The sequence below is a fragment of the Pseudomonas putida genome (assembly GCF_009883635.2).
Classification (GTDB): Bacteria; Pseudomonadota; Gammaproteobacteria; order Pseudomonadales; family Pseudomonadaceae; genus Aquipseudomonas; species Aquipseudomonas putida_W.
On sequence record NZ_CP026115.2, the window covers coordinates 4545841 to 4568458 of the forward strand.

The 22618-nt window shown below is 63.4% G+C and carries 22 protein-coding genes; 13 read left to right on the top strand and 9 right to left on the bottom strand.

The genetic code is table 11. The features are described 5' to 3' along the window. The first annotated feature begins 78 nt into the window (after positions 1–78). Positions 79–387 (top strand): hypothetical protein, encoded by a 309-nt coding sequence (locus tag C2H86_RS20700; protein WP_159409592.1) that lies wholly within the window; start codon positions 79–81, stop codon positions 385–387. A gap of 11 nt (positions 388–398) precedes the next feature. Continuing rightward, entirely contained in the window at positions 399–872 is a 474-nt protein-coding gene (greB, locus tag C2H86_RS20705) for a transcription elongation factor GreB (protein WP_159409593.1), read from the top strand. A 109-nt stretch (positions 873–981) separates the two neighbouring features. On the opposite strand, the gene C2H86_RS20710 is transcribed toward greB, so the two are convergent. Together C2H86_RS20710 and C2H86_RS20715 are read right to left on the bottom strand one after the other, a co-directional pair. Further along, positions 982–3489: an ABC transporter permease gene (locus C2H86_RS20710; RefSeq protein ID WP_159409594.1), complete on the bottom strand. Its 2508-nt coding sequence runs from the start codon at positions 3487–3489 to the stop codon at positions 982–984. After that, the gene (locus C2H86_RS20715; protein ID WP_159409595.1) at positions 3489–4172 is read right to left on the bottom strand and encodes an ABC transporter ATP-binding protein; all 684 of its coding nucleotides are present in this window, start codon (positions 4170–4172) and stop codon (positions 3489–3491) included. Before C2H86_RS20715 ends, C2H86_RS20710 begins: the two co-directional genes overlap by 1 nt. A gap of 10 nt (positions 4173–4182) precedes the next feature. On the opposite strand from C2H86_RS20715, the gene C2H86_RS20720 reads away from it, so the two are divergent. The 3 genes from C2H86_RS20720 (at position 4183) to C2H86_RS20730 (ending at position 6237) form a co-directional block, all read left to right on the top strand. After that, positions 4183–4788, top strand: a complete 606-nt coding sequence (locus C2H86_RS20720) for an arylesterase (protein ID WP_159409596.1) — start codon at positions 4183–4185, stop codon at positions 4786–4788. A 58-nt stretch (positions 4789–4846) separates the two neighbouring features. After that, positions 4847–5128, top strand: a complete 282-nt coding sequence (locus C2H86_RS20725; protein ID WP_027919636.1) for a hypothetical protein — start codon at positions 4847–4849, stop codon at positions 5126–5128. Between the two features lie 131 nt (positions 5129–5259). Beyond that, positions 5260–6237, top strand: a complete 978-nt coding sequence (locus C2H86_RS20730; RefSeq protein WP_159409597.1) for a L,D-transpeptidase family protein — start codon at positions 5260–5262, stop codon at positions 6235–6237. Between the two features lie 139 nt (positions 6238–6376). Here C2H86_RS20730 and C2H86_RS20735 read toward each other — a convergent pair whose 3' ends face one another. After that, complete coding sequence (locus C2H86_RS20735; protein ID WP_003250288.1) at positions 6377–6628, bottom strand: Lpp/OprI family alanine-zipper lipoprotein; 252 nt, start codon at positions 6626–6628, stop codon at positions 6377–6379. Positions 6629–7136: 508 nt separating this feature from the next. On the opposite strand from C2H86_RS20735, the gene C2H86_RS20740 reads away from it, so the two are divergent. Then, positions 7137–7418: a GNAT family N-acetyltransferase gene (locus C2H86_RS20740; RefSeq protein ID WP_008095521.1), complete on the top strand. Its 282-nt coding sequence runs from the start codon at positions 7137–7139 to the stop codon at positions 7416–7418. Between the two features lie 65 nt (positions 7419–7483). On the opposite strand, the gene C2H86_RS20745 is transcribed toward C2H86_RS20740, so the two are convergent. Next, positions 7484–8560: a 3-deoxy-7-phosphoheptulonate synthase gene (locus tag C2H86_RS20745; RefSeq protein ID WP_159409598.1), complete on the bottom strand. Its 1077-nt coding sequence runs from the start codon at positions 8558–8560 to the stop codon at positions 7484–7486. A 234-nt stretch (positions 8561–8794) separates the two neighbouring features. On the opposite strand from C2H86_RS20745, the gene C2H86_RS20750 reads away from it, so the two are divergent. The 3 genes from C2H86_RS20750 (at position 8795) to cysB (ending at position 11448) form a co-directional block, all read left to right on the top strand. Next, on the top strand, positions 8795–9742 hold the full coding sequence (locus C2H86_RS20750; RefSeq protein WP_159409599.1) for a putative 2-dehydropantoate 2-reductase: 948 nt from the start codon (positions 8795–8797) through the stop codon (positions 9740–9742). Positions 9743–9846: 104 nt separating this feature from the next. Further along, positions 9847–10344: a universal stress protein gene (locus C2H86_RS20755; protein ID WP_159409600.1), complete on the top strand. Its 498-nt coding sequence runs from the start codon at positions 9847–9849 to the stop codon at positions 10342–10344. 129 nt (positions 10345–10473) lie between these two features. Then, positions 10474–11448 carry an HTH-type transcriptional regulator CysB gene (gene cysB, locus C2H86_RS20760; protein WP_027593928.1) on the top strand — a complete coding sequence of 325 codons (975 nt, stop codon included), beginning with the start codon at positions 10474–10476 and terminating at the stop codon, positions 11446–11448. A 54-nt stretch (positions 11449–11502) separates the two neighbouring features. Here the strand turns inward: cysB and C2H86_RS20765 are convergent, their stop codons facing one another. The 5 genes from C2H86_RS20765 to C2H86_RS20785 all read right to left on the bottom strand — a co-directional run bounded on the left by C2H86_RS20765 (position 11503) and on the right by C2H86_RS20785 (position 16845). After that, complete coding sequence (locus C2H86_RS20765) at positions 11503–12237, bottom strand: phosphoadenylyl-sulfate reductase (RefSeq protein ID WP_103448148.1); 735 nt, start codon at positions 12235–12237, stop codon at positions 11503–11505. Between the two features lie 90 nt (positions 12238–12327). Further along, complete coding sequence (pabB, locus tag C2H86_RS20770) at positions 12328–13671, bottom strand: aminodeoxychorismate synthase component I (protein ID WP_159409601.1); 1344 nt, start codon at positions 13669–13671, stop codon at positions 12328–12330. 116 nt (positions 13672–13787) lie between these two features. Continuing rightward, positions 13788–14768, bottom strand: coding sequence for an alpha-L-glutamate ligase-like protein (locus C2H86_RS20775; protein ID WP_079227226.1), 981 nt, complete (start codon positions 14766–14768; stop codon positions 13788–13790). Further along, on the bottom strand, positions 14768–16303 hold the full coding sequence (locus C2H86_RS20780; RefSeq protein WP_159409602.1) for an inactive transglutaminase family protein: 1536 nt from the start codon (positions 16301–16303) through the stop codon (positions 14768–14770). Before C2H86_RS20780 ends, C2H86_RS20775 begins: the two co-directional genes overlap by 1 nt. A 5-nt stretch (positions 16304–16308) precedes the next feature. Next, positions 16309–16845 (bottom strand): ATP-dependent zinc protease family protein, encoded by a 537-nt coding sequence (locus C2H86_RS20785; RefSeq protein ID WP_027919647.1) that lies wholly within the window; start codon positions 16843–16845, stop codon positions 16309–16311. 299 nt (positions 16846–17144) lie between these two features. On the opposite strand from C2H86_RS20785, the gene C2H86_RS20790 reads away from it, so the two are divergent. From C2H86_RS20790 to acnD, 4 genes are all read left to right on the top strand, one after another. Continuing rightward, a complete protein-coding gene (locus tag C2H86_RS20790) occupies positions 17145–17861 on the top strand; it encodes a GntR family transcriptional regulator (RefSeq protein WP_103448145.1) in 717 nt (238 codons plus the stop codon). After that, on the top strand, positions 17858–18748 hold the full coding sequence (gene prpB, locus C2H86_RS20795) for a methylisocitrate lyase (protein ID WP_027919649.1): 891 nt from the start codon (positions 17858–17860) through the stop codon (positions 18746–18748). The genes C2H86_RS20790 and prpB overlap by 4 nt, the downstream gene beginning before the upstream one ends. Positions 18749–18810: 62 nt before the next feature. After that, positions 18811–19938, top strand: a complete 1128-nt coding sequence (gene prpC, locus C2H86_RS20800; RefSeq protein WP_159409603.1) for a bifunctional 2-methylcitrate synthase/citrate synthase — start codon at positions 18811–18813, stop codon at positions 19936–19938. 79 nt (positions 19939–20017) lie between these two features. Beyond that, positions 20018–22606, top strand: a complete 2589-nt coding sequence (gene acnD / locus C2H86_RS20805) for a Fe/S-dependent 2-methylisocitrate dehydratase AcnD (RefSeq protein WP_159409604.1) — start codon at positions 20018–20020, stop codon at positions 22604–22606. Positions 22607–22618 lie beyond the last annotated feature (12 nt).

Genomic DNA, 22618 nt, shown 5'->3' on the forward strand with positions numbered 1-22618 from the left:
CGAAATACCGCTAAAGCGCTGGTTCGGTGACGCCTCCCACCGCTGCCCAGCGGGATTCGCGAGGCGGAGAGAAACTCCATGAGTTGCCCACGTACCAGTGTCTGTTTGAGCCCATTGCCTGCCAGCCAGGCGTCCCGCACACCGCGCATCCTGCTCGGTGGCCAGCATCAGCCCACGCTCTTGCGTCACCTTGAAGGCTTGTCGCGCCGCAAGGGGCAGGCCCGCGCCTTCCTCATCCAGTTCGCCGAAGATGCCTGCCACCTGGAACAGTTCGGCAACGACCGCTTCGACCTGGCGGTGATCCAGGCACCCGCACGGGAAGACGCGGCCGAAGTCATTGGCCAGCTTACCCGCATCGCGCGTCAGGGCCTGATTACCCGACGCTGAGGAGCGCGCCGTTGAGCACCAACATCATCACCACGGAAGGTCACGAGGCCCTGAAGAAGGAGCTGGATCACCTGTGGCGGGTGTATCGCCCGGAAATCACCCAGAAAGTGACCTGGGCCGCTTCGCTGGGTGACCGCAGCGAGAACGCTGACTACCAGTACAACAAGAAGCTGCTGCGCGAGATCGACCGCCGGGTCCGCTATCTGCGCAAGCGCCTTGAGGACGTGAAGGTGGTTGCCTACTCGCCGCAGCAGGAAGGCAAGGTGTTCTTCGGTGCCTGGGTCGAAATCGAGAACGATGACGGCGAGACCATGAAGTTTCGCATTGTCGGGTATGACGAGATCTATGGCCGTAACGACTATATCTCGATCGACTCGCCCATGGCCCGGGCCCTGCTCAAGAAGGAGGAGGGCGATGAAGTGGTAGTGAATACACCGACCGGTCAGGCCACCTGGTATGTGAACAGTATCCACTACGGGCAATGAATCAGTATTAACTGTTCCGGCCTCTTCGCGGGACAAGCCCGCTCCTACAGGAGTACGCGATTCCTTGTAGGAGCGGGCTTGTCCCGCGAAAGGGCCGGTACAGGCGCTATCAACTTTCCCGTAGTACCGCCAGCGGGCTCGCATTCAGGGCTCGCTGAGTCCCCAGCACACCTGCCCCACCCACCAGCAACGCCCCGACCAGCGGCAACACCAGCAACCACGGATGCGGGCTCCACTGCAGGTCGAATGCATAGCGATACAGCACCCAGGTAATCAGCTCGCAGCCCAGCGCCGCCAAGGCACCACTGGCCGCACCCAGCAAGCCGAACTCGATGCGCCGTGCCTTGACCAGCAGGGGGCGAGCGGCGCCCAGTGCGCGCAGCAAGGCACCTTGGCGAATCCGCTCGTCGAGCGTCGCCTGCAACCCGGCGAACAACACGGCAAGCCCCGCCGCCAGCACAAACAGCAACACATATTCGACCGCCAGGGTGACCTGGGCGAGGATGCTGCGTAGCTGCTCGAGCAAGGCATCGACCTGAAGGATGGTCACCGCCGGAAACGCCCGCGACAGCGCCACCACATCCAGGTCATGGCCTGGGGCCAGGTAGAAGCTGGTCAGGTAGGTGGTTGGCAGCCCCTGCAGGGTGCCCGGCTGGAAGATCATGTAGAAGTTCGGCTGAAAGCTGTCCCAATGCACGCTGCGCAGGCTGCTGACCCGCGCCTGGCGTTGCTCGCCGCCGATGTCGAAGGTCAGCAGGTCGCCCAGTTGCAGCTTGAGGCTGGCAGCCAGTTCGGCCTCGACCGACACGCCGGGGACTTCATCGCTGCCAGGTAACGCTTGCCACCAGCCGCCTGCGCTCAGCACGTTGCCCTGAGGCAGCTCGGCCGCCCAGGTCAGGCTGAGGTCGCGTTGCACGGCTCGCTCGCCAGCGGAATCCTTGCTGACGATCTGCTGCACTGGTTGGTCGTTGATCTGAATCAGTCGGCCGGGGGTCACCGGATACAGCGGTGCCGAGTGGGCATTCACATCGTGCAGACGCTGGGCGAACGGCTCGCGGTCAGCGGGCAGGATGTTCAGGGCAAAATGGTTGGGGGCGTCCTTGGGCAGTTGGGCCTGCCAGTTGTCGAGCAACTCTGCCCGCAGCAGCGCAACCAGGGCCATGGCCAACAGGATCAGGCCAAAGGCCAGAGCTTGCCCGGCAGCGGCCATCGGGTGGCGCAGCAACTGGCCGAGGCCCAGGCGCCAGGCCAGTGGTGCGCCGACGAGCGCCTTGCGCAGGCTCTGCAAGCCGAGCAGAAGCAGCCCGCCCAGCAGCAGCGCGGCGATCAGGCCGCCGCCCAGCAGGGCGAAGGTCAGTAGCAGGTCAAGGCTCAGGCGCCACATGATCAGGCCCAGGGCGAGCAGGGCGGCGCCATACACCAGCCAGCTGCTCGGTGGCACGGGCAGAAGATCGCGGCGCAGTACGCGCAGCGGTGGCACCTGGCCCAGTGCGGCGAGCGGAGGCAAGGCAAAACCGGCCAGGGCCACCAGGCCGGTGGCGATGCCGGCCAGTGCCGGAACCATGCTTCCGGCCGGCACTTCGTTGGGCAGCAGGCCATGCAGCAGGCGGAACAGGCCCAGCTGTGCCAGCCAGCCGAGCAGGGCGCCAACCAGTGCGGCGACCAGGCCAAGCATCGCCAGCTGCAGGCAATACAAACCCAGCGCCTGGTACCGCGACAGCCCCAGGCAGCGCAGCAAGGCGCTGGCATCCAGGCGGCGCGCAGCGTAGCGGCTGGCCGACAGGGCCACGGCGACGCCCGCCAGCAGCACAGCGACCAGGCTGGCCATGTTCAGGTAGCGTTCGGCTTTGCCCAGGGCGCCGCCGATCTGCCGGTTACCATCGCGGGTGTCTAGCAGGCGCTGGTTGGCGGCGAGGTGTTTGTCCACGCCGTTGTGGTACTGCGCGAGTGCTTCGGCATCGCCGCGCCAAAGGTCGCGGTAGGTGACCCGGCTGCCGGGCTGGATGACCCCGGTAGCCTGCAGGTCGACCAGGTTCATCATCACGCGGGGCGTCAGGCTGTAGAAGTTGTTGGCACGGTCTGGCTCGTAGGTCAGCACGCGGCTCATGCGCAAGCTCTTCATGCCGACGTCGATGCTATCGCCAACCTTCAGCCCCAGGGCCGCTAGCAGGCGAGGTTCGACCCAGGCTTCTCCAGGTGCCGGGCCGCCGCCAGGTGTTTCCTCGGCATAGGGCGCGGCGGCACTGCGCACCTGGCCGCGCAAGGGATAGGCGCCATCGACCGCCTTGATGCTCGAAAGCTGGATGCCGGCATCGCCGCCCACCACGCTGGTGAACTCCACGACCTGGGCATGCCGCAGCCCCAGCGCCTGGCCCTCGCTGAGCTGTTCTTCACGGGCCGGTGCGCTGCCTTGCAATACCAGGTCGGCGCCGAGGAACTCGCTGGCGCGCAGTTGCATCGCGCCATTCAGGCGGGCGCCGAAATAGCCGATGGCGGTACTGGCGGCGACTGCCACCAGCAGGGCAAAGAACAGTACGCGCACTTCGCTGGCGCGGATGTCGCGCAGCAGCTGGCGCAAGGCCAGGCCGCACAGGCGGGACAGCGGCATATGCTTCATCAGGCCTCCACCGGCGCCACCAGGCGGCCTGCGTCCAGGCGGATCTGACGCCGGCAGCGCCGGGCCAGGCGCTCGTCATGGGTGACCAACACCAGAGTGGTGCCGCGTTCCTTGTTCAGCTCGAACAGCAGGTCACTGATGCGCTCGCCGGTATGGCTGTCGAGGTTGCCGGTGGGTTCGTCGGCGAACAGCACTGCCGGTTGTGCGGCGAAGGCGCGGGCGATGGCGACCCGCTGCTGCTCGCCACCGGAAAGCTGGCGCGGGGTGTGGGTCAGGCGCTTGCCAAGGCCGACCCGCTCCAGCAGGGTGCGCGCGTGCTCGCGGGCGTCGCGCCGACCGTCCAGCTCCAGCGGCAGCATCACGTTTTCCAGGGCGTTGAGGCTGTCGAGCAGCTGGAACGATTGAAAGACGAAACCGACATGCTCGGCCCGCACCCTGGCGCGCTGATCCTCGTCCAGCGGGCCGAGCTCGTGACCGGCGAGGATGACCTGGCCGGCGCTTGGGCGGTCGAGGCCGGCGAGCAGCCCGAGCAGGGTCGACTTGCCCGAGCCAGAGGCACCGACGATGGCCAGGCTGTCGCCCTGGGCGAGGTCGAGGGAGAGGGTGTGGAGGATTGTCAGGTCACCTTCCGCGCTGGGGACCACTTTGCTAAGGTTCTGCGCAACGAGAATGCTGGGGCCCATGGAGAATCCGATGCGAATGTGGTGGTTGAGTGCCGGTCTGGCCCTGTATTGCCTGGCCCAGAGCGCGGCGGCGGGAACATTGCTGGTTGTCGGCGATAGTATCAGCGCCGGTTTTGGCCTGGATACCCGCCAGGGATGGGTCTCTTTGTTGCAGACCCGGCTCAAGGACGAAGGTTTCGACGATCAGGTGGTCAACGCGTCGATCAGTGGCGACACCAGTGCAGGTGGCCAGGCGCGGCTGCCGGCGCTGCTTGCAGCACACAAGCCGAGCCTGGTTGTACTGGAGCTGGGGGGCAATGATGGCCTGCGCGGGCAGCCTCCGCAGCAATTGCAACAAAATCTTGCGTCGATGATCGAGAGTGCCCGCAAGGCAGGGGCCAAGGTGCTGCTGCTGGGCATGCGCCTGCCACCGAACTATGGCGTGCGCTATACCACGGCCTTCGCCAATGTCTATGAACAGCTGGCAACGGAAAAACAGGTGGCGCTGGTGCCGTTCTTCCTCGAAGGGGTTGGCGGTGTGCCAGAGATGATGCAGGCCGATGGCATCCATCCGGCGCAGGGTGCCCAGCAGCGTTTGCTGGAAAATGCCTGGCCGGCGATAAAACCCTTGTTGTGACGCTTTAAACGGGGCCGGCTTTCGGCTAATGTTGCGCCCCCCGTTTCGAGAGCCCCCGATGCCGCGCCCTGCCTGGTCCTTGTTTGCCTACCAACTGATCGAGCCCGATGAACAGCTCGACCTGTTCGCTTGCCAGGAAATCCGCGTCCACCTCGTGGCCCGTCAACTCGAACTCGGCGTGCCGGTCGACCGTACCTTGTGCGGCGGCCTGCTGCCTGCGCAGCCGCGCTGGTCCGGTGTGCCTCGTAGCATCTACCGTGACGGGCGTCTCTGCGACCTGTGCCGCGCGATTCTCGATGCCCAGCGCCGCGGCATGCGGCCGGTCTGGCCTGAGCTCTGAGGTGAATTGCGGGTGCGCGACTGCGTGCGCCTTTCATCATCTGAAGCGCTTGCAAGGCGCCAATGCCTCCCGCTTGCAGCGAGGCGGGTGTACAATCGTGCTTCTTGACTACCTTTCGAAGGATTTACCGGATGTTGCCGCGCTTTCCCGCCGTCACCCGTTGCCTGTCCCTGGCCGCCCTGCTGGTAGCGGGCCCTGCTGCTGCGCTGGAACTGCCACTGCCACCACCCGGTGAAGACGTCGTTGGCCAGGTCCAGACGATCAAGGCCAAGTATGAAGACACCTTTGCCGACATCGGCACTGCCAACGACCTCGGTTACCTGGAAATGATCGCCGCCAACCCGGGTGTCGACCCGTGGCTGCCGGGCGCTGGCACCGAAATCGTCCTGCCGACCCGCTACATCCTGCCGCCGGGGCCGCGTGAAGGTATCGTCATCAACCTGGCCGAGTACCGCATGTACTACTTCCCGAAAGGGCAGAATGTGGTGCATACCTTCCCGCTGGGTATCGGCCGTGAGGGCTGGGGTTCGCCTGTAGCGATGACCAAGATCACCGCGAAGACGCCGAACCCGACCTGGACTCCACCCGCTTCGATCCGTGCCGAGCACGCTGCGGACGGTGATATCCTGCCGACCGTCGTGCCTGCCGGCCCGGACAACCCGCTCGGGCCGTTCAAGTTTACCCTGGGTGTGCCGGGCTACCTGATCCACGGTTCGAACAAGAAGTTCGGTATTGGCATGCGCACCAGCCATGGCTGCTTCCGCATGCTCAACAACAACGTTCTGGAACTGTCGAAGATGGTGCCGGTGGGCACGCCGGTGCGTATCATCAACGAGCCTTACAAGTTCGGTATCAGTGGCGGCAAGGTTTACCTCGAGGCGCACACACCGCTGGACGATCATGGCAATCCGTCTGTGGTCGACAAGCACACGGCGGTCATCAATGCCTTGCTCAAGCGTGAAGACCTGGCCAACAACCTGCGCATGAACTGGGACATGGTGCGTGACGTGGTTGCGGCGGAAGACGGTATGCCTGTGGAAATTGCCGTGCCCGTCAATAACCAGGGTGCCGCACCCATGGTGACGAGCATTCCGCCAGAACTGCAGTAACGCTTTTGCAGCACCTCCGGGGCCCGCTCAGGTTAACAACCTGAAGCGGGCCTCTTCGTTTCCGGGGCAGGGCTTTCGTGCAAGCAATAAAAAAGCCGACCCACAAGTGGGTCGGCTCCATAACAATCCGTGAGGACTATTACTTGCGGCTGGCTTTGTCCAGCATACGCAGAGCGCGCTCGTTGGCTTCGTCAGCAGTCTGCTGAGCCTTCTGAGCGGCTGCCATTGCGTCGTCAGCCTTACGGTAGGCTTCGTCAGCACGGGCTTGAGCGCGAGCTGCTGCGTCTTCAGTCGCAGTCAGACGAGCTTCGGTTTCTTTGGATACGCTGCTGCAACCGGTAGCCAGAACTGCGGCCAGAGCCAGAGCAGAGAATTTCAGAACGTTGTTCATCGTGTTCCCCTTCAAGGACTTTCTATTAAATAGCCATCTCTCGGAAAAGAGAAACTGGCCGGCGTACATAGTACCCATTACTTGTAGTAAGTAAACTGACAGAGCGCAAGAACTGCAAAAAAAATGTTGCACGGGGTCGCGCCGACAAGATTTGCGGGGGATTTGTGAAAAAACCGTGTAGCGGGCGCAACCGATTGTAGAACAGGAACTTTTTTGTTGAACTAAGGGTGACTTTAACTGTCCCTCAGCGTCTTAAGCTCAACAACATCCGGTTGCTGTTGCAGGGTGCGCCAAGGCAAGGTCCTGGCGTGGCTTCCTGCTACTTTTTAACGCTGGCCACCTTGAGAAATCCGGCTTGCGGCGCCTACTATTTGGGGGTGCCCGATCCGGTCGAACGATTGCTGTCGGCTGGGGGTCCAAGGGGCAAGAGTGGCGTTGAGGTTCCTCCGCCGGATATACCACATCGGTTAAGGTAAGGGTCTGCCAGAAAGACCTGCGAGGAGTAGTGATGAGTGAAGCGCTGACCATCCACCATGACCAGGCCGGTCATCAGTTCGAAACCAACGTGGACGGTCATCGTGCCTACCTGACGTACATGGACCTGGGCAAGCAGACGCTGGACATCTATCGCACTTTCGTACCTAACGCCCTGCGTGGCCGCGGGATTGCAGCAGCGTTGACCGAGAAGGCCCTCGAGTACGCCGACCAGATGGGTTACACGGTGATCCCTTCCTGTTCGTACGTGGAGCGCTACATGGAGCGTCAGCAGCGCCATTCGAGCAAAGCCTGAACGGGCGACAAGCGCCAGATACAAGAACGCCGGGCAATGCCCGGCGTTCTTCATTGCGCTGAAGCTCAGCCGCGCGTGCGCTGGGGCAGCACATCCTTGAGCTTGGCGTGCATGCTGCGCAGGGTTTTCTCGGTGGCCGACCAGTCGATGCAGGCATCGGTGACCGACACGCCGTACTGCAGTTCGTCGAGGTTTTTCGGGATCGACTGGCAGCCCCAGTTCAGGTGGCTTTCGACCATCAGGCCGATGATCGACTGGTTGCCTTCGAGGATCTGGTTGGCGACGTTCTCCATGACCAGCGGCTGCAGGGCCGGGTCCTTGTTGGAGTTGGCGTGGCTGCAGTCGACCATGATGTTGGCCTTGATCCTGGCCTTGGCCAGGTCCTGTTCGCACAGGGCGACGCTGACCGAATCGTAGTTCGGCTTGCCGTTGCCGCCACGCAGCACCACGTGGCCATACGGGTTGCCTTTGGTGGTGACGATCGACACGCCGCCTTCCTGGTTGATACCAAGGAAGCGGTGCGGCTTGGACACCGACTGCAGGGCGTTGATGGCCACGGTCAGGCCGCCATCGGTGCCGTTCTTGAAGCCGACCGCCGAGGACAGGCCCGAGGCCATCTCGCGGTGGGTCTGCGATTCGGTGGTGCGGGCGCCGATGGCCGACCAGCTGATCAGGTCCTGCAGGTACTGCGGGGAGATCGGGTCGAGTGCTTCGGTGGCGGTCGGCAGGCCCATTTCGGCCAAGTCCAGCAGCAGCTGGCGGCCAATGTGCAGGCCGTCCTGGATCTTGAACGAGTCATCCAGGTACGGGTCGTTGATCAGGCCTTTCCAGCCGACGGTGGTGCGTGGTTTTTCAAAGTACACACGCATGACCAGGTACAGCGTATCGGACACTTCCTCGGCCAGCACCTTGAGGCGCTCGGCGTATTCGTGGGCGGCCTTGATGTCATGGATGGAGCAGGGGCCGACCACCACGAACAGGCGATGGTCCTTGCCGTCGAGGATATTGCGCACCACTTCGCGGCCGGCAGTCACGGTCTGCAGGGCCTTGGCGCTGAGGGGGATTTCCTTCTTGAGCTGATCGGGGGTGATCAAGGTCTCGTTGGAAGCAACGTTAAGGTCGTCGATCGGTAAATCAGCCATCGTGTTACTCGTCAGGTCACGGGTGCCGGCCGCCAGCAATCCCCGTGCGGCCCAGCAGCAATAATGTTCGCAGCGGGGAGCAGAACCTTAGCGCGTTACTGGGGGCGCGACAATGGCCTGAGCCACGCAGTGCAGGGTTTTTCCCTGGCGCAAGGGGCTTGAACTGCATTCAGGGTGCGCACAAAGCCGCAAACGGTGTAAAAAAGCGCACCAGAATCAGAGATGGAGAGCAGCATGAACCCTCGCAAACTGCGTATCGGCATCATCGGCAGCGGTGCTATCGGTGGCTTTTATGGGCTGATGCTGGCACGCGCCGGTTTCGATGTGCATTTCTTGCTGCGTAGCGAATATGACGTGGTGCGCGAACAGGGCCTGAAGCTCGAGCATGCGGTGCATGGCGCGCTGCAGATGCCGGTCAATGCCTATGCCAGCGCTGCCGACATGCCGCCCTGCGACTGGCTGCTGGTGGGTGCCAAGGCAACCCGCAATGCAGAGCTCGCGCCGCTGATCGTCCAGGCTGCCGCTGCCGATGCCAAGGTGGTGCTGTTGCAGAATGGCCTCGGCGTCGAGGAGCAGTTGAGGGCGGCCTTGCCGGGCAACCTGCATTTACTGGGAGGCCTGTGTTTCATCTGCGTCAATCGCCAGGCCCCAGGGGTGATTCGTCACCAGGCGCTGGGTGCGGTCAACCTTGGCTATCACAGCGGTCCGGCCGAAGATGGCGGTGCGGCGATCGTCGAAGCGGGCGCCGGGTTGTTCCGTGCGGCGGGCATCGACTCCCAGGCCATGGCCAATCTCGACCAGGCGCGCTGGCAGAAACTGGTATGGAACGTGCCGTACAACGGCCTTTCGGTGTTGTTGGGGGCCAGTACCGCGCCGCTGATGGCCGATGTCGACAGCCGCGAACTGATCCAGGCGCTGATGGCTGAAGTGGTGCAGGGTGCCGCCGCGTGCGGGCATGAGTTGCCGGCGGGCTACGCCGAACAGCTGTTCCGCATGACTGAACAGATGCCCGATTACTGGCCGAGCATGTACCACGACCATGTCCAGCATCGCCCGCTGGAGCTGCAGGCGATCTATGCCGAGCCGATTGCTCGGGCTCAGGCGGCCGGCTGCAGCCTGCCGCGGATGCACATGCTGCATCAGGCCCTGGCCTTCATCGACCGCACCAGCCGGGCTGGCTGAATCCTCTGCAGGCCGCATCAGCAGTGCGCCGGACGGCAAAGCGCGGGTCCGGTGCGCTGCTAAGCTGAAGCTTGCTCTGCCGCAACGGCAGTCGAGGAGGTCGAATGATCCGCTCCATGCTGTACGCCACCGACCTCGGTGTCTACGCACCTTTTGTCATGCAGCACGCCCTGACCCTGGCTCGCGCCTTCAGCGCGGAGCTCTACGTGATTCATGCGGTGGAGCCCATGGGGCAGTTCGCCGAGTCGCTGCTGCAGAGTTACCTTGATGAGCAGACGCTGGATGAATTGCACAGCGAAGGCGTCAACACGGTGATGGCCAATATCGAACAGCGGGTGCTGGAAAACTTTCGTGACGAATTGGGCGAGGATGCAGACCTGGCACTGATCAAGGCGGTACGGGTGCGCCAGGGTGACCCGGCGCAGGTCATTCTCGAGCAGGCGCAGCGGCTGAGCGTCGACCTGCTGATCTTCGGCAGCCACACGGCCGGTGCCGGGGTGGATGTGCCGATTGGCCGAACGGCAGTGCGCTTGCTGCAACTGTCGCCGGTGCCGGTGTACATGGTGCCGCTCTCGCAGCACCTTGGGCGTAGGAAATCGTGAAGCTGACGGTAGGTTAGTTCGGAGGCGCGTGTAACAAAATAGTTCTAGTTTTATTTCGAGAACCACTAATATAGTTATATCTCGTCGCTGCCTGCTGCCGCTGACTTATCGCCGATTCGAGGGAAACCTATGAAGCTTCAACAACTGCGCTACATCTGGGAAGTAGCGCACCATGACCTCAACGTCTCCGCGACGGCGCAGAGCCTGTACACCTCGCAGCCGGGGATCAGCAAGCAGATCCGCCTGCTCGAGGACGAACTGGGTGTTGAAGTCTTTGCCCGCAGCGGCAAGCACCTGACCCGCGTAACCCCGGCCGGTGAGCGCATCATCAACACCGCTGGCGAGATCCTGCGCAAGGTCGAGAGCATCAAGCAGATCGCCCAGGAATTCTCCAACGAGAAGAAGGGCACGCTGTCCATCGCCACCACCCACACCCAGGCACGCTACGCGCTGCCCCCGGTGATCAGCAGCTTCATCAAGCAGTACCCGGAAGTTGCCTTGCACATGCATCAGGGCTCGCCCATGCAGATTGCGGAAATGGCGGCCGACGGCACCGTCGATTTCGCCATCGCCACCGAGGCGCTGGAGCTGTTCGGCGACCTGATCATGATGCCGTGCTACAAGTGGAACCGTTGCGTGGTGGTGCCGCAAGGTCACCCGCTGACCAAGCTGCCGAAGCTGACTCTGGAAGCGGTTGCGGAATACCCGATCGTCACCTACGTGTTCGGTTTCACTGGCCGTTCAAAGTTGGACGAAGCTTTCAACCACCGTGGCCTGACGCCAAAAGTGGTGTTTACCGCTGCTGACGCCGACGTGATCAAGACGTATGTGCGCCTGGGGCTGGGTGTGGGTATTGTGGCCAAGATGGCGGTCGACACCAAGCTCGACAGCGATCTGGTGGCGCTGGATGCCAGCGAGCTGTTCGAAGCCAGCATCACCAAGATCGGCTTCCGCCGCGGCACCTTCCTGCGTGGCTTCATGTGCGACTTCATCGAGAAGTTTGCACCGCACCTGACCCGTGAGGTGATGGCCAAGGCCATCCAGTGCCACAACAAGCAGGAGCTCGAAGAGCTGTTCGAAGGCGTCGAATTGCCGGTGCACTGAGTATTGCAGAAACGGAAAAACCGGCCCTTGAGCCGGTTTTTCTTTGCCTGCGAATCAGGCCTTGCTGATCAGGTTGCCGGCATGCAGCCCGCATTCCTTCTGGGTCGACTCTTCCCACCACCAGCGGCCTTCGCGCTCATGCTGGTTCGGCAGCACCGGGCGCGTGCAAGGCTCGCAACCGATGCTGATGAAGCCGCGTTCGTGCAGGCTGTTGTACGGCAGTTCGAGCATGCGGATGTAACCCCACACTTCCTCACTGGTCATCTGCGCCAGCGGGTTGAACTTGTACAGGGTGCGCTCGGGCGTGGAGAACGCGCCGTCGATTTCCAGCGCTGCCACTTGGCTGCGGGTGCCTGGGCTCTGGTCGCGACGCTGGCCTGTGGCCCAGGCGCTGACGGTGGCGAGCTTGCGCCGCAGCGGTTCGATCTTGCGGATGCCGCAGCATTCGCCGTGGCCGTCCTTGTAGAAGCTGAACAGGCCTTTTTCCTTGACGAACGGGTCGAGCTTGGCGCGATCCGGGCTGAGGATTTCGATCGGCAGGTTGTACTGCTCGCGCACCTGGTCGATGAAGCGGTAGGTCTCCGGGTGCAGGCGGCCGGTGTCGAGGCTGAACACCTTGACCTGCTTGTTCAGCTTCCAGGCCATATCGACCAGCACCACATCCTCGGCGCCGCTGAAGGAGATCCACAGGTCGTCGCCAAAGTGCTCGAAGGCGAGCTTGAGGATGTCCTGCGGGGACTTGTTGGCATAGGTCGCGGCCAGGGCGGCGACGTCGAAGGGTTGGCTCATCAGGCGGTTTCCATCTTGGCTGTGGCGCTGTGCGCTCGTAATGGGGTGATGGTAACAAAAAATGGCGGGGTAGACGCCTGGCGATGAGCCTCAAAGGCTCTGCAGCGTTTCCATCAGCACCCGCACCTTGGCAATCGATTCCTCGTATTCGGCCTGCCAGTTCGAGTCGGCCACCACAGCGCCGCCGCCCCAGCAACTGACCTGGCCGTCCTTGACCAGCAGGCTGCGGATAGCGATGGAGCTGTCCATCTCGCCGCGCACGTCCACGTACAGCAGCGAGCCGCAGTACAGCGCGCGGCGGGTGGGTTCCAGCTCGTCGATGATCTGCATGGCGCGAATCTTCGGCGCACCGGTGATCGAGCCGCCCGGGAAGCTGTCGCCGATCAGGTCCAGGGCATCCTTGTCGCGGGCCAGCTGGCCGGTGACGCTGCTGACCAGGTGGTGGACGTTGGGGTAGCTTTCCAGGCTGAACAGCTCCGGCACCTTCACCGAGCCGATTTCGCAGGTGCGCCCCAGGTCGTTGCGCAGCAGGTCGACGATCATCAGGTTTTCCGAGCGATCCTTGGCGCTGTGGCGCAACTCTTCGGCATTGCGGGCGTCTTCGGCAGGATCGGCCGAGCGCGGGCGGGTGCCCTTGATCGGGCGGGTCTCCACCTGGCCCTGGCTGACACGGATGAAGCGCTCCGGGGAAAAGCTCAGCAGTGCACTGCCGTCAGCCAGTTGCTGGTAGCCGGAGAACGGCGTCGGGCAGGCTTTGCGCAGGGCCTGGTAGGCGTGCCACGGGTCGCCCTGGCAGGGGGCGCGGAAACGCTGGGTGAGGTTGATCTGATAGCAGTCTCCGGCCTGGATGTAGCGCTGCACCTGGTCGAAGGCGGCCTGGTACTGTTCGGGCTGCAAGTCGCCCCGCATCGGGGCAAGCAGTTGGAAATCGCCGCACGTCGAAGTGTCGACACTCTCGAACAATGCCGTCAGGCGAGCCCGCTCTTCAGGCGCCAGGCTCGGGTGGAGCACCAGTTGGCTGGTGCCAAGCTGGTGGTCGGTCACCACTGCCCAGGCGTACAGGCCCAGCTGTGCATCGGGCAAAGCCAGGTCGTCGCTCGCAAGGCTGGGCAGCTGTTCCAGGCGGCGACCGAAGTCGTAGCTCAGGTAGCCGATCAGGCCGCCGGCGAAGGGGAGCTCGATGCCGGCGGGCAGCTGTGCTTCACCGAGTTGCGCCAGGCTGGCGCGCAGGCGTTCGAGGAAGGCGCGGCCGTCCTCGTCGGGCTGGGCCTGCAGGTGTTGCACGGGCCAGGCGCTGAGCAGGTCGAAGCGGCCGCGCTGGGCGCCGGGGCGTGCGCTGTCGAGCAGGATCGCGCCGGGGGCCTGGCGCAGGCGGGCGAAATAGGCAGCGGGGTCGGGCTGATAGGGCAGGGGGTGGAGCGTACAGGTCGGCATCAGTGTGGACGGCGATGTAAAAGCGAGGGGGCGATTGTAGACCTGTGTAGGAAATGCGCCTAGCACTGGGCGCGACATTAAACATTGTGAGGGGCCGCAAAGCGGCCCCAGGGGGCTTAACGCGGATGCACGTGCCCGAACAGATTCTGGGTCACCCGCACACGCTGTTCGGCGTCTTCGGTGATCCCTTCCTTGGCCAGCGCTTCGATGTGCGCCTCGATGGCATGGGTACGCTGGGTCAGCCCGGTGTCGTTGGCGATCTGGATGTTCAGGCCGGGGCGGGCGTTGAGTTCGAGAATCAGCGGCCCCTTGTCCTGGTCCAGCACCATGTCCACGCCGATGTACCCCAACCCGCACAGCTCGTAGCAGCCGGCAGCCAGCTTCATGAAGCCGTCCCAGTTCGGCAATTGCACGCCGTCCACCGCGTTGGTGGTGTCCGGGTGCTTGCTGATGATGTTGTTCAGCCAGGTGCCGCGCAGGGTCACGCCGGTGGCCAGGTCCACACCCACACCGATGGCGCCCTGGTGCAGGTTGGCCTTGCCGCCGGACTGACGGGTCGGCAGGCGCAGCATGGCCATTACCGGGTAGCCCATCAGCACGATGATGCGGATGTCCGGTACGCCCTCGTAGCTGATGCTCTTGAAGATCTGGTCCGGGGTCACCCGGTACTCGATCAGCGCACGGTCACGGTGGCCGCCGAGCGAGTAAAGGCCGGTGAGGATGCTCGACACCTGGTGCTCGATTTCCTCGTGGCTGATGATCTTGCCGGACACCGTGCGATAGCGGTCCTCGAAGCGGTCTGCGATCACCAGGATGCCGTCACCGCCGGCGCCCTGCGCCGGCTTGATGACGAAATCGTTGCGCCCGCCGATGATCTCGTGAAGCTTTTCGATCTGCTTCTCGGTCTCGATGATGCCGTACATCTCCGGCACATGGATGCCAGCAGCGAGCGCACGCTCCTTGGTGATGATCTTGTCGTCGACGATCGGGTACAGGCTGCGCTTGTTGTACTTCAGTACGTAGTCCGCGTTACGCCGGTTGATCCCCATGATGCCCCGGGCCTCCAGGGCTTTCCACGTCTTGATCAGGCCAAACATCAGGCGTCAGCCTTCTTCAGGAATGCCTTGAAACGCACGAGCTCGGTCAGGCGGTAGCCGCGATAGCGACCCATCGCCAGCATGAAGCCCACCAGGACCAACAGCACGGCAGGGAAGGTGAAGACGAAGTACACCAGCTCCGGCACCATCATCAGCAGGTGTGCCAGGGAGGCGGCGAACAGCGTGCCGATCGCCACTTTCATGGCATGGCCACCACCGCGCTCTTCCCAGGTGATCGACAGGCGTTCGATGGTCATGGTCAGGATCACCATCGGGAACAGCGCCACCGACAGGCCGCGCTCCAGGCCCAGCTTGTGGCTGAACAGGCTGATGGCGGCAATCAGGACCACAACGAAGGTCAGCACCACCGACAGGCGCGGCAGCATCTGCAGCTTCAGGTGTTCCAGGTACGAGCGTAGCGACAGGCCCAGCGCGGTGATCACCGTGAACAGTACGATGCCGAAGCCCAGCTGAGTCTCGCGGAAGGCCAGGGCGATCAGCACCGGGGTGAAGGTACCCAGGGTCTGGATGCCGATCAGGTTGCGCAGGATCAGGATCACCAGCACGCCGATCGGGATCATCACCATGATCATGAAGGTCTGTTGGGTCTGCAGTGGCAGGCCGTACAGCGAGTATTCGAGGAAGTCGGCGTCGGTGTTCTCGTCGGTCAGCTTGGCCAGGCGGATGGCGTTCATCTCGCTGTTGTTCATGCTGAAGGTGACGTTGGCCTTCTTGCCGCCATCGACGGTGATCAGGTTGTCGTCACCGGTCCACCACAGCAGGCGGTCGGATGGCAGGCCCTGTTCGCCGGTGTCCGGGTTGAAGTACAGCCAGTCGTTGCCGTTGAAACTGCGCAGCCACAGTTCAGGTGTTTGCGGGGTGTCGGCAACCAGCCGGATGGTGTGGACCTTTTCCATCGGCACGTGGGCAATCGACAGCAGCAGGTCGATGACCTGGGCCTTCTTCATCGGCGAGGTGTCGCCGGCCAGCAGCAGCTTGACGTTGTCGTCGTTGAGGTTGTTGACCCGCTTGATGGTCTCGCTGACGAAGGTCTCGACGTCGGCCGAGTGCTGGCGGATCGGTGCCATCAGGGCTTCGGCGGCGATCTTCTCGGGGCCGTCGATGGCCAGGCTGTCACGGAAGGTCGGGCCCTTGATGGCGGACTTTTCGTTGCTGTAGCGCTTGGTCAGCACCAGGCGGTAGTACAGGGTCTGGTTGCCGCTGACGCGGCGCGCCGACCAGGTCACCTTGCGGTTGCCGTCGACGCGGTTGACGCTGACGCCGTAGTTGTTGGAGATGAAGCTCTCGTTGAGGCTGACGTAGTCACGGTTCAGCGGCGGCACGAACATCTGGATCTTGACCGGGTCCTTGGAACTGGCGACGAACTCGACCTTGGCGTCGATGTTCCACAAGTCGTCGGTCTCGTCCTCGGTCACCGGGATGCCGAGCACGAAGATCTGATAGGCCGTGACCGCCACGCCGAGCAGCACCAGCACGGTGATCAGGACTTTCAGATGGAGGGTAAGAGAGCGCATCGGGGTTACTCTGCTTTGGGAGCGTCGGTGGCACAGGCAGGTTTGCCGGCCGCGTATTTAAGGCTTGGGTCGACCAGCGCGTCGAAGTGCTTGAGCGCCTCGGAGCCGATCAGCAGCGGGAACTGGAAGGCGCTGCGGTCGGTGAGGTTGACTTCGATGGTGCGCCGGGCCTGGCCCATGCAGATTTCAAGTTCGATGACCGGGCGGGCAGTGTAGGCCTTGCCGGATTCCGCATCATAGTCGCCGGCGCGGCGCTTGATCTTGCTCACGCGCGCCAGGGGGCGTTCGATGGGGTGCGAATGGGCGGCGTCGATGGCCAGGTAGAAGCGCACCCAGCTTTCGCCGTTGCGCTTGAAGCGCTTGATGTCGCGGGCGCTGAGCGACGCGGTCTTGGCCCCGGTGTCGAGCTTGGCGGCCACTTCCAGGTCAAGGTCGCCGAGCCGGGCGTATTCGTTCAGACCGTACACGGTCTTGCCCGCCGCCTGGCCAAGGGCCGGCAGCAGGGTGAGGCATAACAGCAATAATACGGGTGTAAGTCTCATAATCCTGGCGCGGTGCTTAGCTGTGCGGGGTTCGGGGCTAAGTTGACTGGCAACGACTGCACAAGCTTCCTCGTTCATCTGTCATCAACATGAATTGAAGACAAACACACTATCGATACTCCGTTGGAGGCGCGGCATTCTATCACGCCGACGTCTTGACGCCAGCGTGCCGCGATCTGACAACGCCATCACTGGGTAAGTTCGTTCTTAGACGATTGTCGACAATGTTCATTTTGTCTTTGACTGTTCGCCTCTGATTCGCTAGTTTTTGCTCAAGCGATTAGCAAGGTGTCGACAATATGCTGGACCTCACCACCCCAAGCCCCGTCGAGTCAGACGAAACGGAAACCTTGTCCGAGAATGTCTTCCGGCGTATCCAGGCGGCGATCGTCAAGGGCGACATCGCCCCGGGCAGCAAGATCTCCGAACCGGAGCTGGCGCGCACCTATGGCATCAGCCGCGGCCCGCTGCGCGAGGCCATCCATCGGTTGGAGGGCCAGCGTCTGCTGGTGCGTGTGCCGCATGTCGGCGCGCGGGTGGTGTCGCTCAATCATGCCGAGCTGATCGAACTGTACGAAATCCGCGAATCACTCGAAGGCATGGCCTGCCGCCTGGCGGCCGAGCGCATGAGCCAGGCCGACATCGACGAGCTGCGCCGGGTGCTCGATACCCATGAGCGCGATGCTGCGTTCCAGGCCGGGCTTGGCTATTACCAGCAGGAAGGCGACTACGACTTCCACTACCGGATCATCCAGGGCAGCGGCAACCAGACCCTGGTCAAGATGCTTTGCGGCGAGCTGTATCAACTGGTGCGCATGTACCGCATCCAGTTTTCCGCCACGCCCAACCGGCCGCGCCAGGCCTTTGCCGAACACCACCGCATTCTCGATGCCATCGCCGACCGTGACGGTGAACTGGCCGAACTCCTGATGCGCCGCCACATCGGCGCGTCCAAGCGCAACATCGAGCGTCACTACCTGGACGCCAACAACAATAGCCCACGAGGTGAGAAATGACTGTGAAGAGCACCCCCGGTCAACGTTTCCGCGACGCCGTTGCCGCCGAACACCCCCTGCAAGTGGTCGGCGCGATCAACGCCAACCATGCGCTGCTGGCCAAGCGTGCCGGTTTCAAGGCCATCTATCTGTCCGGTGGCGGCGTTGCCGCTGGCTCCCTGGGCCTGCCTGACCTGGGTATCAGTGGCCTGGATGACGTGCTGACCGATGTGCGCCGCATCACCGATGTCTGCGACGTGCCCTTGCTGGTGGACGTCGACACCGGTTTCGGCGCGTCGGCCTTCAACGTCGCCCGCACCGTGCGCTCGATGTGCAAGTTCGGAGCAGCGGCGATCCACATCGAGGACCAGGTTGGCGCCAAGCGCTGCGGCCACCGCCCGAACAAGGAAATCGTCACCCAGCAGGAGATGGTCGACCGCATCAAGGCCGCGGTGGATGCCCGCACCGATGACAGCTTCGTGATCATGGCGCGTACCGACGCCCTGGCGGTGGAAGGCCTGAACGCTGCCCTGGACCGCGCTGCCGCCTGCATCGAGGCGGGCGCCGACATGATCTTCCCGGAAGCCATCACCGAACTGTCGATGTACAAGACCTTCGCTGATCGGGTGCAGGCACCGATCCTGGCCAACATCACCGAATTCGGCGCCACGCCGCTGTACACCACCGAAGAGCTGGCCTCGGTCGATGTGTCGCTGGTGCTTTATCCGCTGTCGGCGTTCCGCGCCATGAACAAGGCGGCTGAAAACGTCTACACCGCACTGCGCCGCGACGGCACGCAGAAGAACGTGATCGACACCATGCAGACCCGCATGGAGCTCTACGATGCCATTGGCTACCACGCCTTCGAGCAGAGCCTCGACGCGCTGTTTGCCCAGAAGAAAGGTTGAGCGCACCGTTCCCGAATTAGCCAGATCGCTTCCTATAACAAATTCAAGAAAGGAGAAACACCATGGCCGAAGCAAAAGTACTCAGTGGCGCTGGCCTGCGTGGCCAGGTGGCTGGCCAGACCGCACTGTCGACCGTGGGCCAGGCCGGTGCCGGCCTGACCTACCGTGGCTACGACGTCCGTGACTTGGCCGCCGGTGCCGAATTCGAAGAAGTCGCCTACCTGCTGCTGTACGGCGAGCTGCCGAGCAAGGCCGAACTGGCCGACTACAAGCGCAAGCTCAAGGGCCTGCGTGACCTGCCGCAGGCGCTGAAGGAAGTGCTCGAGCGCATTCCGCGCGATGCTCACCCGATGGACGTGATGCGCACCGGTTGCTCGGTGCTGGGTACCCTGGAGCCGGAGCTTACCTTCGAAGCCCAACGCGAGAAAACCGACCGCCTGCTGGCGCTGTTCCCGGCAGTGATGTGCTATTGGTACCGCTTCACCCACCACGGTGTGCGCATCGACTGCACCAGTGATGAAGACACCCTCGGTGGCCACTTCCTGCACCTGCTGCATGGCAAGAAGCCGAGCGAGCTGCACGTCAAGGTGATGAACGTGTCGCTGATTCTCTACGCCGAGCACGAGTTCAACGCCTCGACCTTCACCGCGCGGGTGTGCGCCTCGACCCTGTCTGACCTGTATTCCTGCGTCACCGCTGCCATCGGTTCGCTGCGCGGCCCGCTGCACGGCGGTGCCAACGAAGCGGCGATGGAACTGATCGAACGCTTCCAGAGCCCGCAGGAGGCCACTGCCGAACTGCTGCGCATGCTCGAGCGCAAGGACAAGATCATGGGCTTCGGCCACGCGATCTACAAAGAGTCCGACCCGCGCAACGAGGTGATCAAAGGCTGGTCGAAACAGCTGGCCGACCAGGTCGGTGACACGGTCCTGTACCCGGTTTCCGAAGCCATCGACAAGACCATGTGGGAGCAGAAGCGCCTGTTCCCCAACGCCGACTTCTACCATGCCTCGGCGTACCACTTCATGGGCATCCCGACCAAGCTGTTCACCCCGATCTTCGTCTGCTCGCGCCTGACTGGCTGGGCCGCGCACGTGTTCGAACAGCGCGCCAACAACCGCATCATCCGCCCGAGTGCCGAATACGTCGGCGTCGAACAGCGCCAGTTCGTGCCGATCGAGCAGCGCTGAATAGATAAAGAGAGGCAACCCGCTTCCCGTGTGGAGGCGGGGCAACCTTCCGAATCCTGTGACCGAGCCTGATTCCAAGATGAATACTGCATTCCGCAAGAACCTGCCAGGCACAGCCCTGGACTACTTCGATGCCCGCGCTGCCGTCGAGGCCATCAAGCCCGGTGCCTACGACAGCCTGCCGTATACCTCCCGCGTGCTGGCCGAAAACCTGGTGCGCCGCTGCGACCCGGCCACCCTCGACGCCTCGCTGGGCCAGCTGATCGAGCGCAAGCGCGATCTCGACTTCCCATGGTTCCCGGCCCGGGTGGTGTGCCATGACATCCTCGGCCAGACCGCCCTGGTCGACCTCGCCGGCCTGCGTGATGCCATCGCCGACAAGGGCGGTGACCCGGCCCAGGTCAACCCGGTGGTACCGGTGCAGCTGATTGTCGACCACTCCCTGGCCGTGGAGTGCGGTGGTTTCGACCCGCAGGCGTTCGAGAAGAACCGCGCCATCGAAGACCGCCGTAACGAAGACCGTTTCCATTTCATCAACTGGACCAAGAAGGCGTTCAAGAACGTCGATGTGATCCAGCCTGGCAACGGCATCATGCACCAGATCAACCTGGAGAAGATGTCGCCGGTCATCCACAGCGACCGCGGCGTGGCCTACCCGGACACCTGCGTTGGCACCGACAGCCACACCCCGCATGTCGATGCCCTGGGCGTGATCGCCATTGGTGTCGGCGGCCTGGAAGCCGAAAACGTCATGCTGGGCCGCGCCTCGTGGATGCGCCTGCCGGAAATCGTCGGCGTCGAGCTGACCGGCAAGCTGGCACCGAACATCACCGCCACCGACCTGGTGCTGGCCCTGACCGAATTCCTGCGCAAGCAGAAAGTCGTCGGCGCCTACCTCGAGTTCCATGGCGAAGGCGCACGCGCCCTGACCCTGGGCGACCGTGCCACCATCTCCAACATGGCCCCGGAATACGGCGCCACCGCTGCGATGTTCGCCATCGACCAGCAGACCATCGACTACCTCAAGCTGACCGGCCGCGACGACCAGCAGGTGCAGCTGGTGGAAACTTACGCCAAGGTCGCCGGCCTGTGGGCCGACAGCCTGGCCAAGGCCGAATACGAGCGCACCCTGAGCTTCGACCTGTCGAGTGTGGTGCGCAACATGGCCGGCCCGTCCAACCCGCACGCCCGCGTCGCTACCAGTGACCTGGCGGCAAAGGGCATCGCCGGTGCCTGGGAAGAAGTGCCGGGGCAGATGCCCGACGGTGCGGTGATCATCGCCGCCATCACCAGCTGCACCAACACCAGCAACCCGCGCAACGTGATTGCCGCCGGCCTGCTGGCGCGCAACGCCAACAAGCTCGGCCTCAACCGCAAGCCATGGGTCAAGTCGTCGCTGGCACCCGGCTCCAAGGCCGTGCAGCTGTACCTGGAAGAAGCGGGGCTGGAAAAGGAGCTGGAGCAACTGGGCTTCGGCATCGTCGCCTTCGCCTGTACCACCTGCAACGGCATGTCCGGCGCACTGGACCCGGTGATCCAGCAGGAAATCATCGACCGTGACCTGTATGCCACCGCCGTGCTGTCGGGCAACCGCAACTTCGACGGGCGTATCCACCCTTATGCCAAGCAGGCGTTCCTCGCCTCGCCGCCGCTGGTGGTGGCCTACGCGATTGCCGGCACCATCCGCTTCGACATCGAAAAGGACGTGCTGGGCGTGGTCGATGGCAAGGAAATCCGCCTCAAGGACATCTGGCCGAGCGACGAGGAAATCGACGCAGTCGTGCGTGCGGCGGTCAAGCCGGAGCAGTTCCGCAAGGTCTACATCCCGATGTTCGCCATCGAGGAAGACCGCGGGCCAAAAGTTGCGCCGCTGTACGACTGGCGCCCGATGAGCACCTATATCCGCCGCCCGCCATACTGGGAAGGCGCCCTGGCCGGTGAACGCACCCTGCGCGGCATGCGCCCGCTGGCGGTGCTGCCGGACAACATCACCACCGACCACCTGTCGCCGTCCAACGCCATCCTGCTCGACAGCGCCGCAGGTGAATACCTGGCGAAGATGGGCCTGCCGGAAGAGGACTTCAACTCCTACGCCACCCACCGCGGTGACCACCTGACCGCGCAGCGTGCCACCTTCGCCAACCCCAAGCTCTTCAACGAAATGGTGCGCAAGGACGACGGCAGCGTGAAGCAAGGCTCGCTGGCGCGCATCGAACCGGAAGGCAAGGTCACCCGCATGTGGGAGGCCATCGAAACCTATATGGAGCGCAAGCAGCCGCTGATCATCGTTGCCGGTGGCGACTATGGCCAGGGTTCGTCCCGTGACTGGGCGGCCAAGGGTGTGCGCCTGGCCGGTGTCGAAGCGATCGTCGCCGAGGGCTTCGAGCGCATTCACCGCACCAACCTGGTGGGCATGGGCGTGTTGCCGCTGGAGTTCAAACCGGGCACCGACCGCAAGACCCTGGGCCTGGACGGCAGCGAGACCTATGACGTGCTCGGCCAGCGCAAGCCTCGGGCGACGCTGACCCTGGTGGTCACGCGGCGCAATGGCGAGCGTGTCGAAGTGCCGGTCACCTGCCGCCTGGACACTGCCGAGGAAGTGTCGATCTATGAGGCGGGCGGGGTGCTGCAGCGCTTTGCCCAGGACTTCCTCGAAGCGACCGCTTGAACAGGAGTTGAA

Coding starts and splice junctions, on each gene's coding strand:
- C2H86_RS20700 (WP_159409592.1), top strand. CDS start 79: ATGAGTTGCCCACGTACCAGTGTCTGTTTGAGCCCATTGCCTGCCAGC.
- C2H86_RS20710 (WP_159409594.1), bottom strand. CDS start 3,489: ATGAAGCATATGCCGCTGTCCCGCCTGTGCGGCCTGGCCTTGCGCCAG.
- C2H86_RS20715 (WP_159409595.1), bottom strand. CDS start 4,172: ATGGGCCCCAGCATTCTCGTTGCGCAGAACCTTAGCAAAGTGGTCCCC.
- C2H86_RS20720 (WP_159409596.1), top strand. CDS start 4,183: ATGCGAATGTGGTGGTTGAGTGCCGGTCTGGCCCTGTATTGCCTGGCC.
- C2H86_RS20725 (WP_027919636.1), top strand. CDS start 4,847: ATGCCGCGCCCTGCCTGGTCCTTGTTTGCCTACCAACTGATCGAGCCC.
- C2H86_RS20730 (WP_159409597.1), top strand. CDS start 5,260: ATGTTGCCGCGCTTTCCCGCCGTCACCCGTTGCCTGTCCCTGGCCGCC.
- C2H86_RS20735 (WP_003250288.1), bottom strand. CDS start 6,628: ATGAACAACGTTCTGAAATTCTCTGCTCTGGCTCTGGCCGCAGTTCTG.
- C2H86_RS20740 (WP_008095521.1), top strand. CDS start 7,137: ATGAGTGAAGCGCTGACCATCCACCATGACCAGGCCGGTCATCAGTTC.
- C2H86_RS20745 (WP_159409598.1), bottom strand. CDS start 8,560: ATGGCTGATTTACCGATCGACGACCTTAACGTTGCTTCCAACGAGACC.
- C2H86_RS20750 (WP_159409599.1), top strand. CDS start 8,795: ATGAACCCTCGCAAACTGCGTATCGGCATCATCGGCAGCGGTGCTATC.
- C2H86_RS20755 (WP_159409600.1), top strand. CDS start 9,847: ATGATCCGCTCCATGCTGTACGCCACCGACCTCGGTGTCTACGCACCT.
- cysB (WP_027593928.1), top strand. CDS start 10,474: ATGAAGCTTCAACAACTGCGCTACATCTGGGAAGTAGCGCACCATGAC.
- C2H86_RS20765 (WP_103448148.1), bottom strand. CDS start 12,237: ATGAGCCAACCCTTCGACGTCGCCGCCCTGGCCGCGACCTATGCCAAC.
- pabB (WP_159409601.1), bottom strand. CDS start 13,671: ATGCCGACCTGTACGCTCCACCCCCTGCCCTATCAGCCCGACCCCGCT.
- C2H86_RS20775 (WP_079227226.1), bottom strand. CDS start 14,768: ATGTTTGGCCTGATCAAGACGTGGAAAGCCCTGGAGGCCCGGGGCATC.
- C2H86_RS20780 (WP_159409602.1), bottom strand. CDS start 16,303: ATGCGCTCTCTTACCCTCCATCTGAAAGTCCTGATCACCGTGCTGGTG.
- C2H86_RS20785 (WP_027919647.1), bottom strand. CDS start 16,845: ATGAGACTTACACCCGTATTATTGCTGTTATGCCTCACCCTGCTGCCG.
- C2H86_RS20790 (WP_103448145.1), top strand. CDS start 17,145: ATGCTGGACCTCACCACCCCAAGCCCCGTCGAGTCAGACGAAACGGAA.
- prpB (WP_027919649.1), top strand. CDS start 17,858: ATGACTGTGAAGAGCACCCCCGGTCAACGTTTCCGCGACGCCGTTGCC.
- prpC (WP_159409603.1), top strand. CDS start 18,811: ATGGCCGAAGCAAAAGTACTCAGTGGCGCTGGCCTGCGTGGCCAGGTG.
- acnD (WP_159409604.1), top strand. CDS start 20,018: ATGAATACTGCATTCCGCAAGAACCTGCCAGGCACAGCCCTGGACTAC.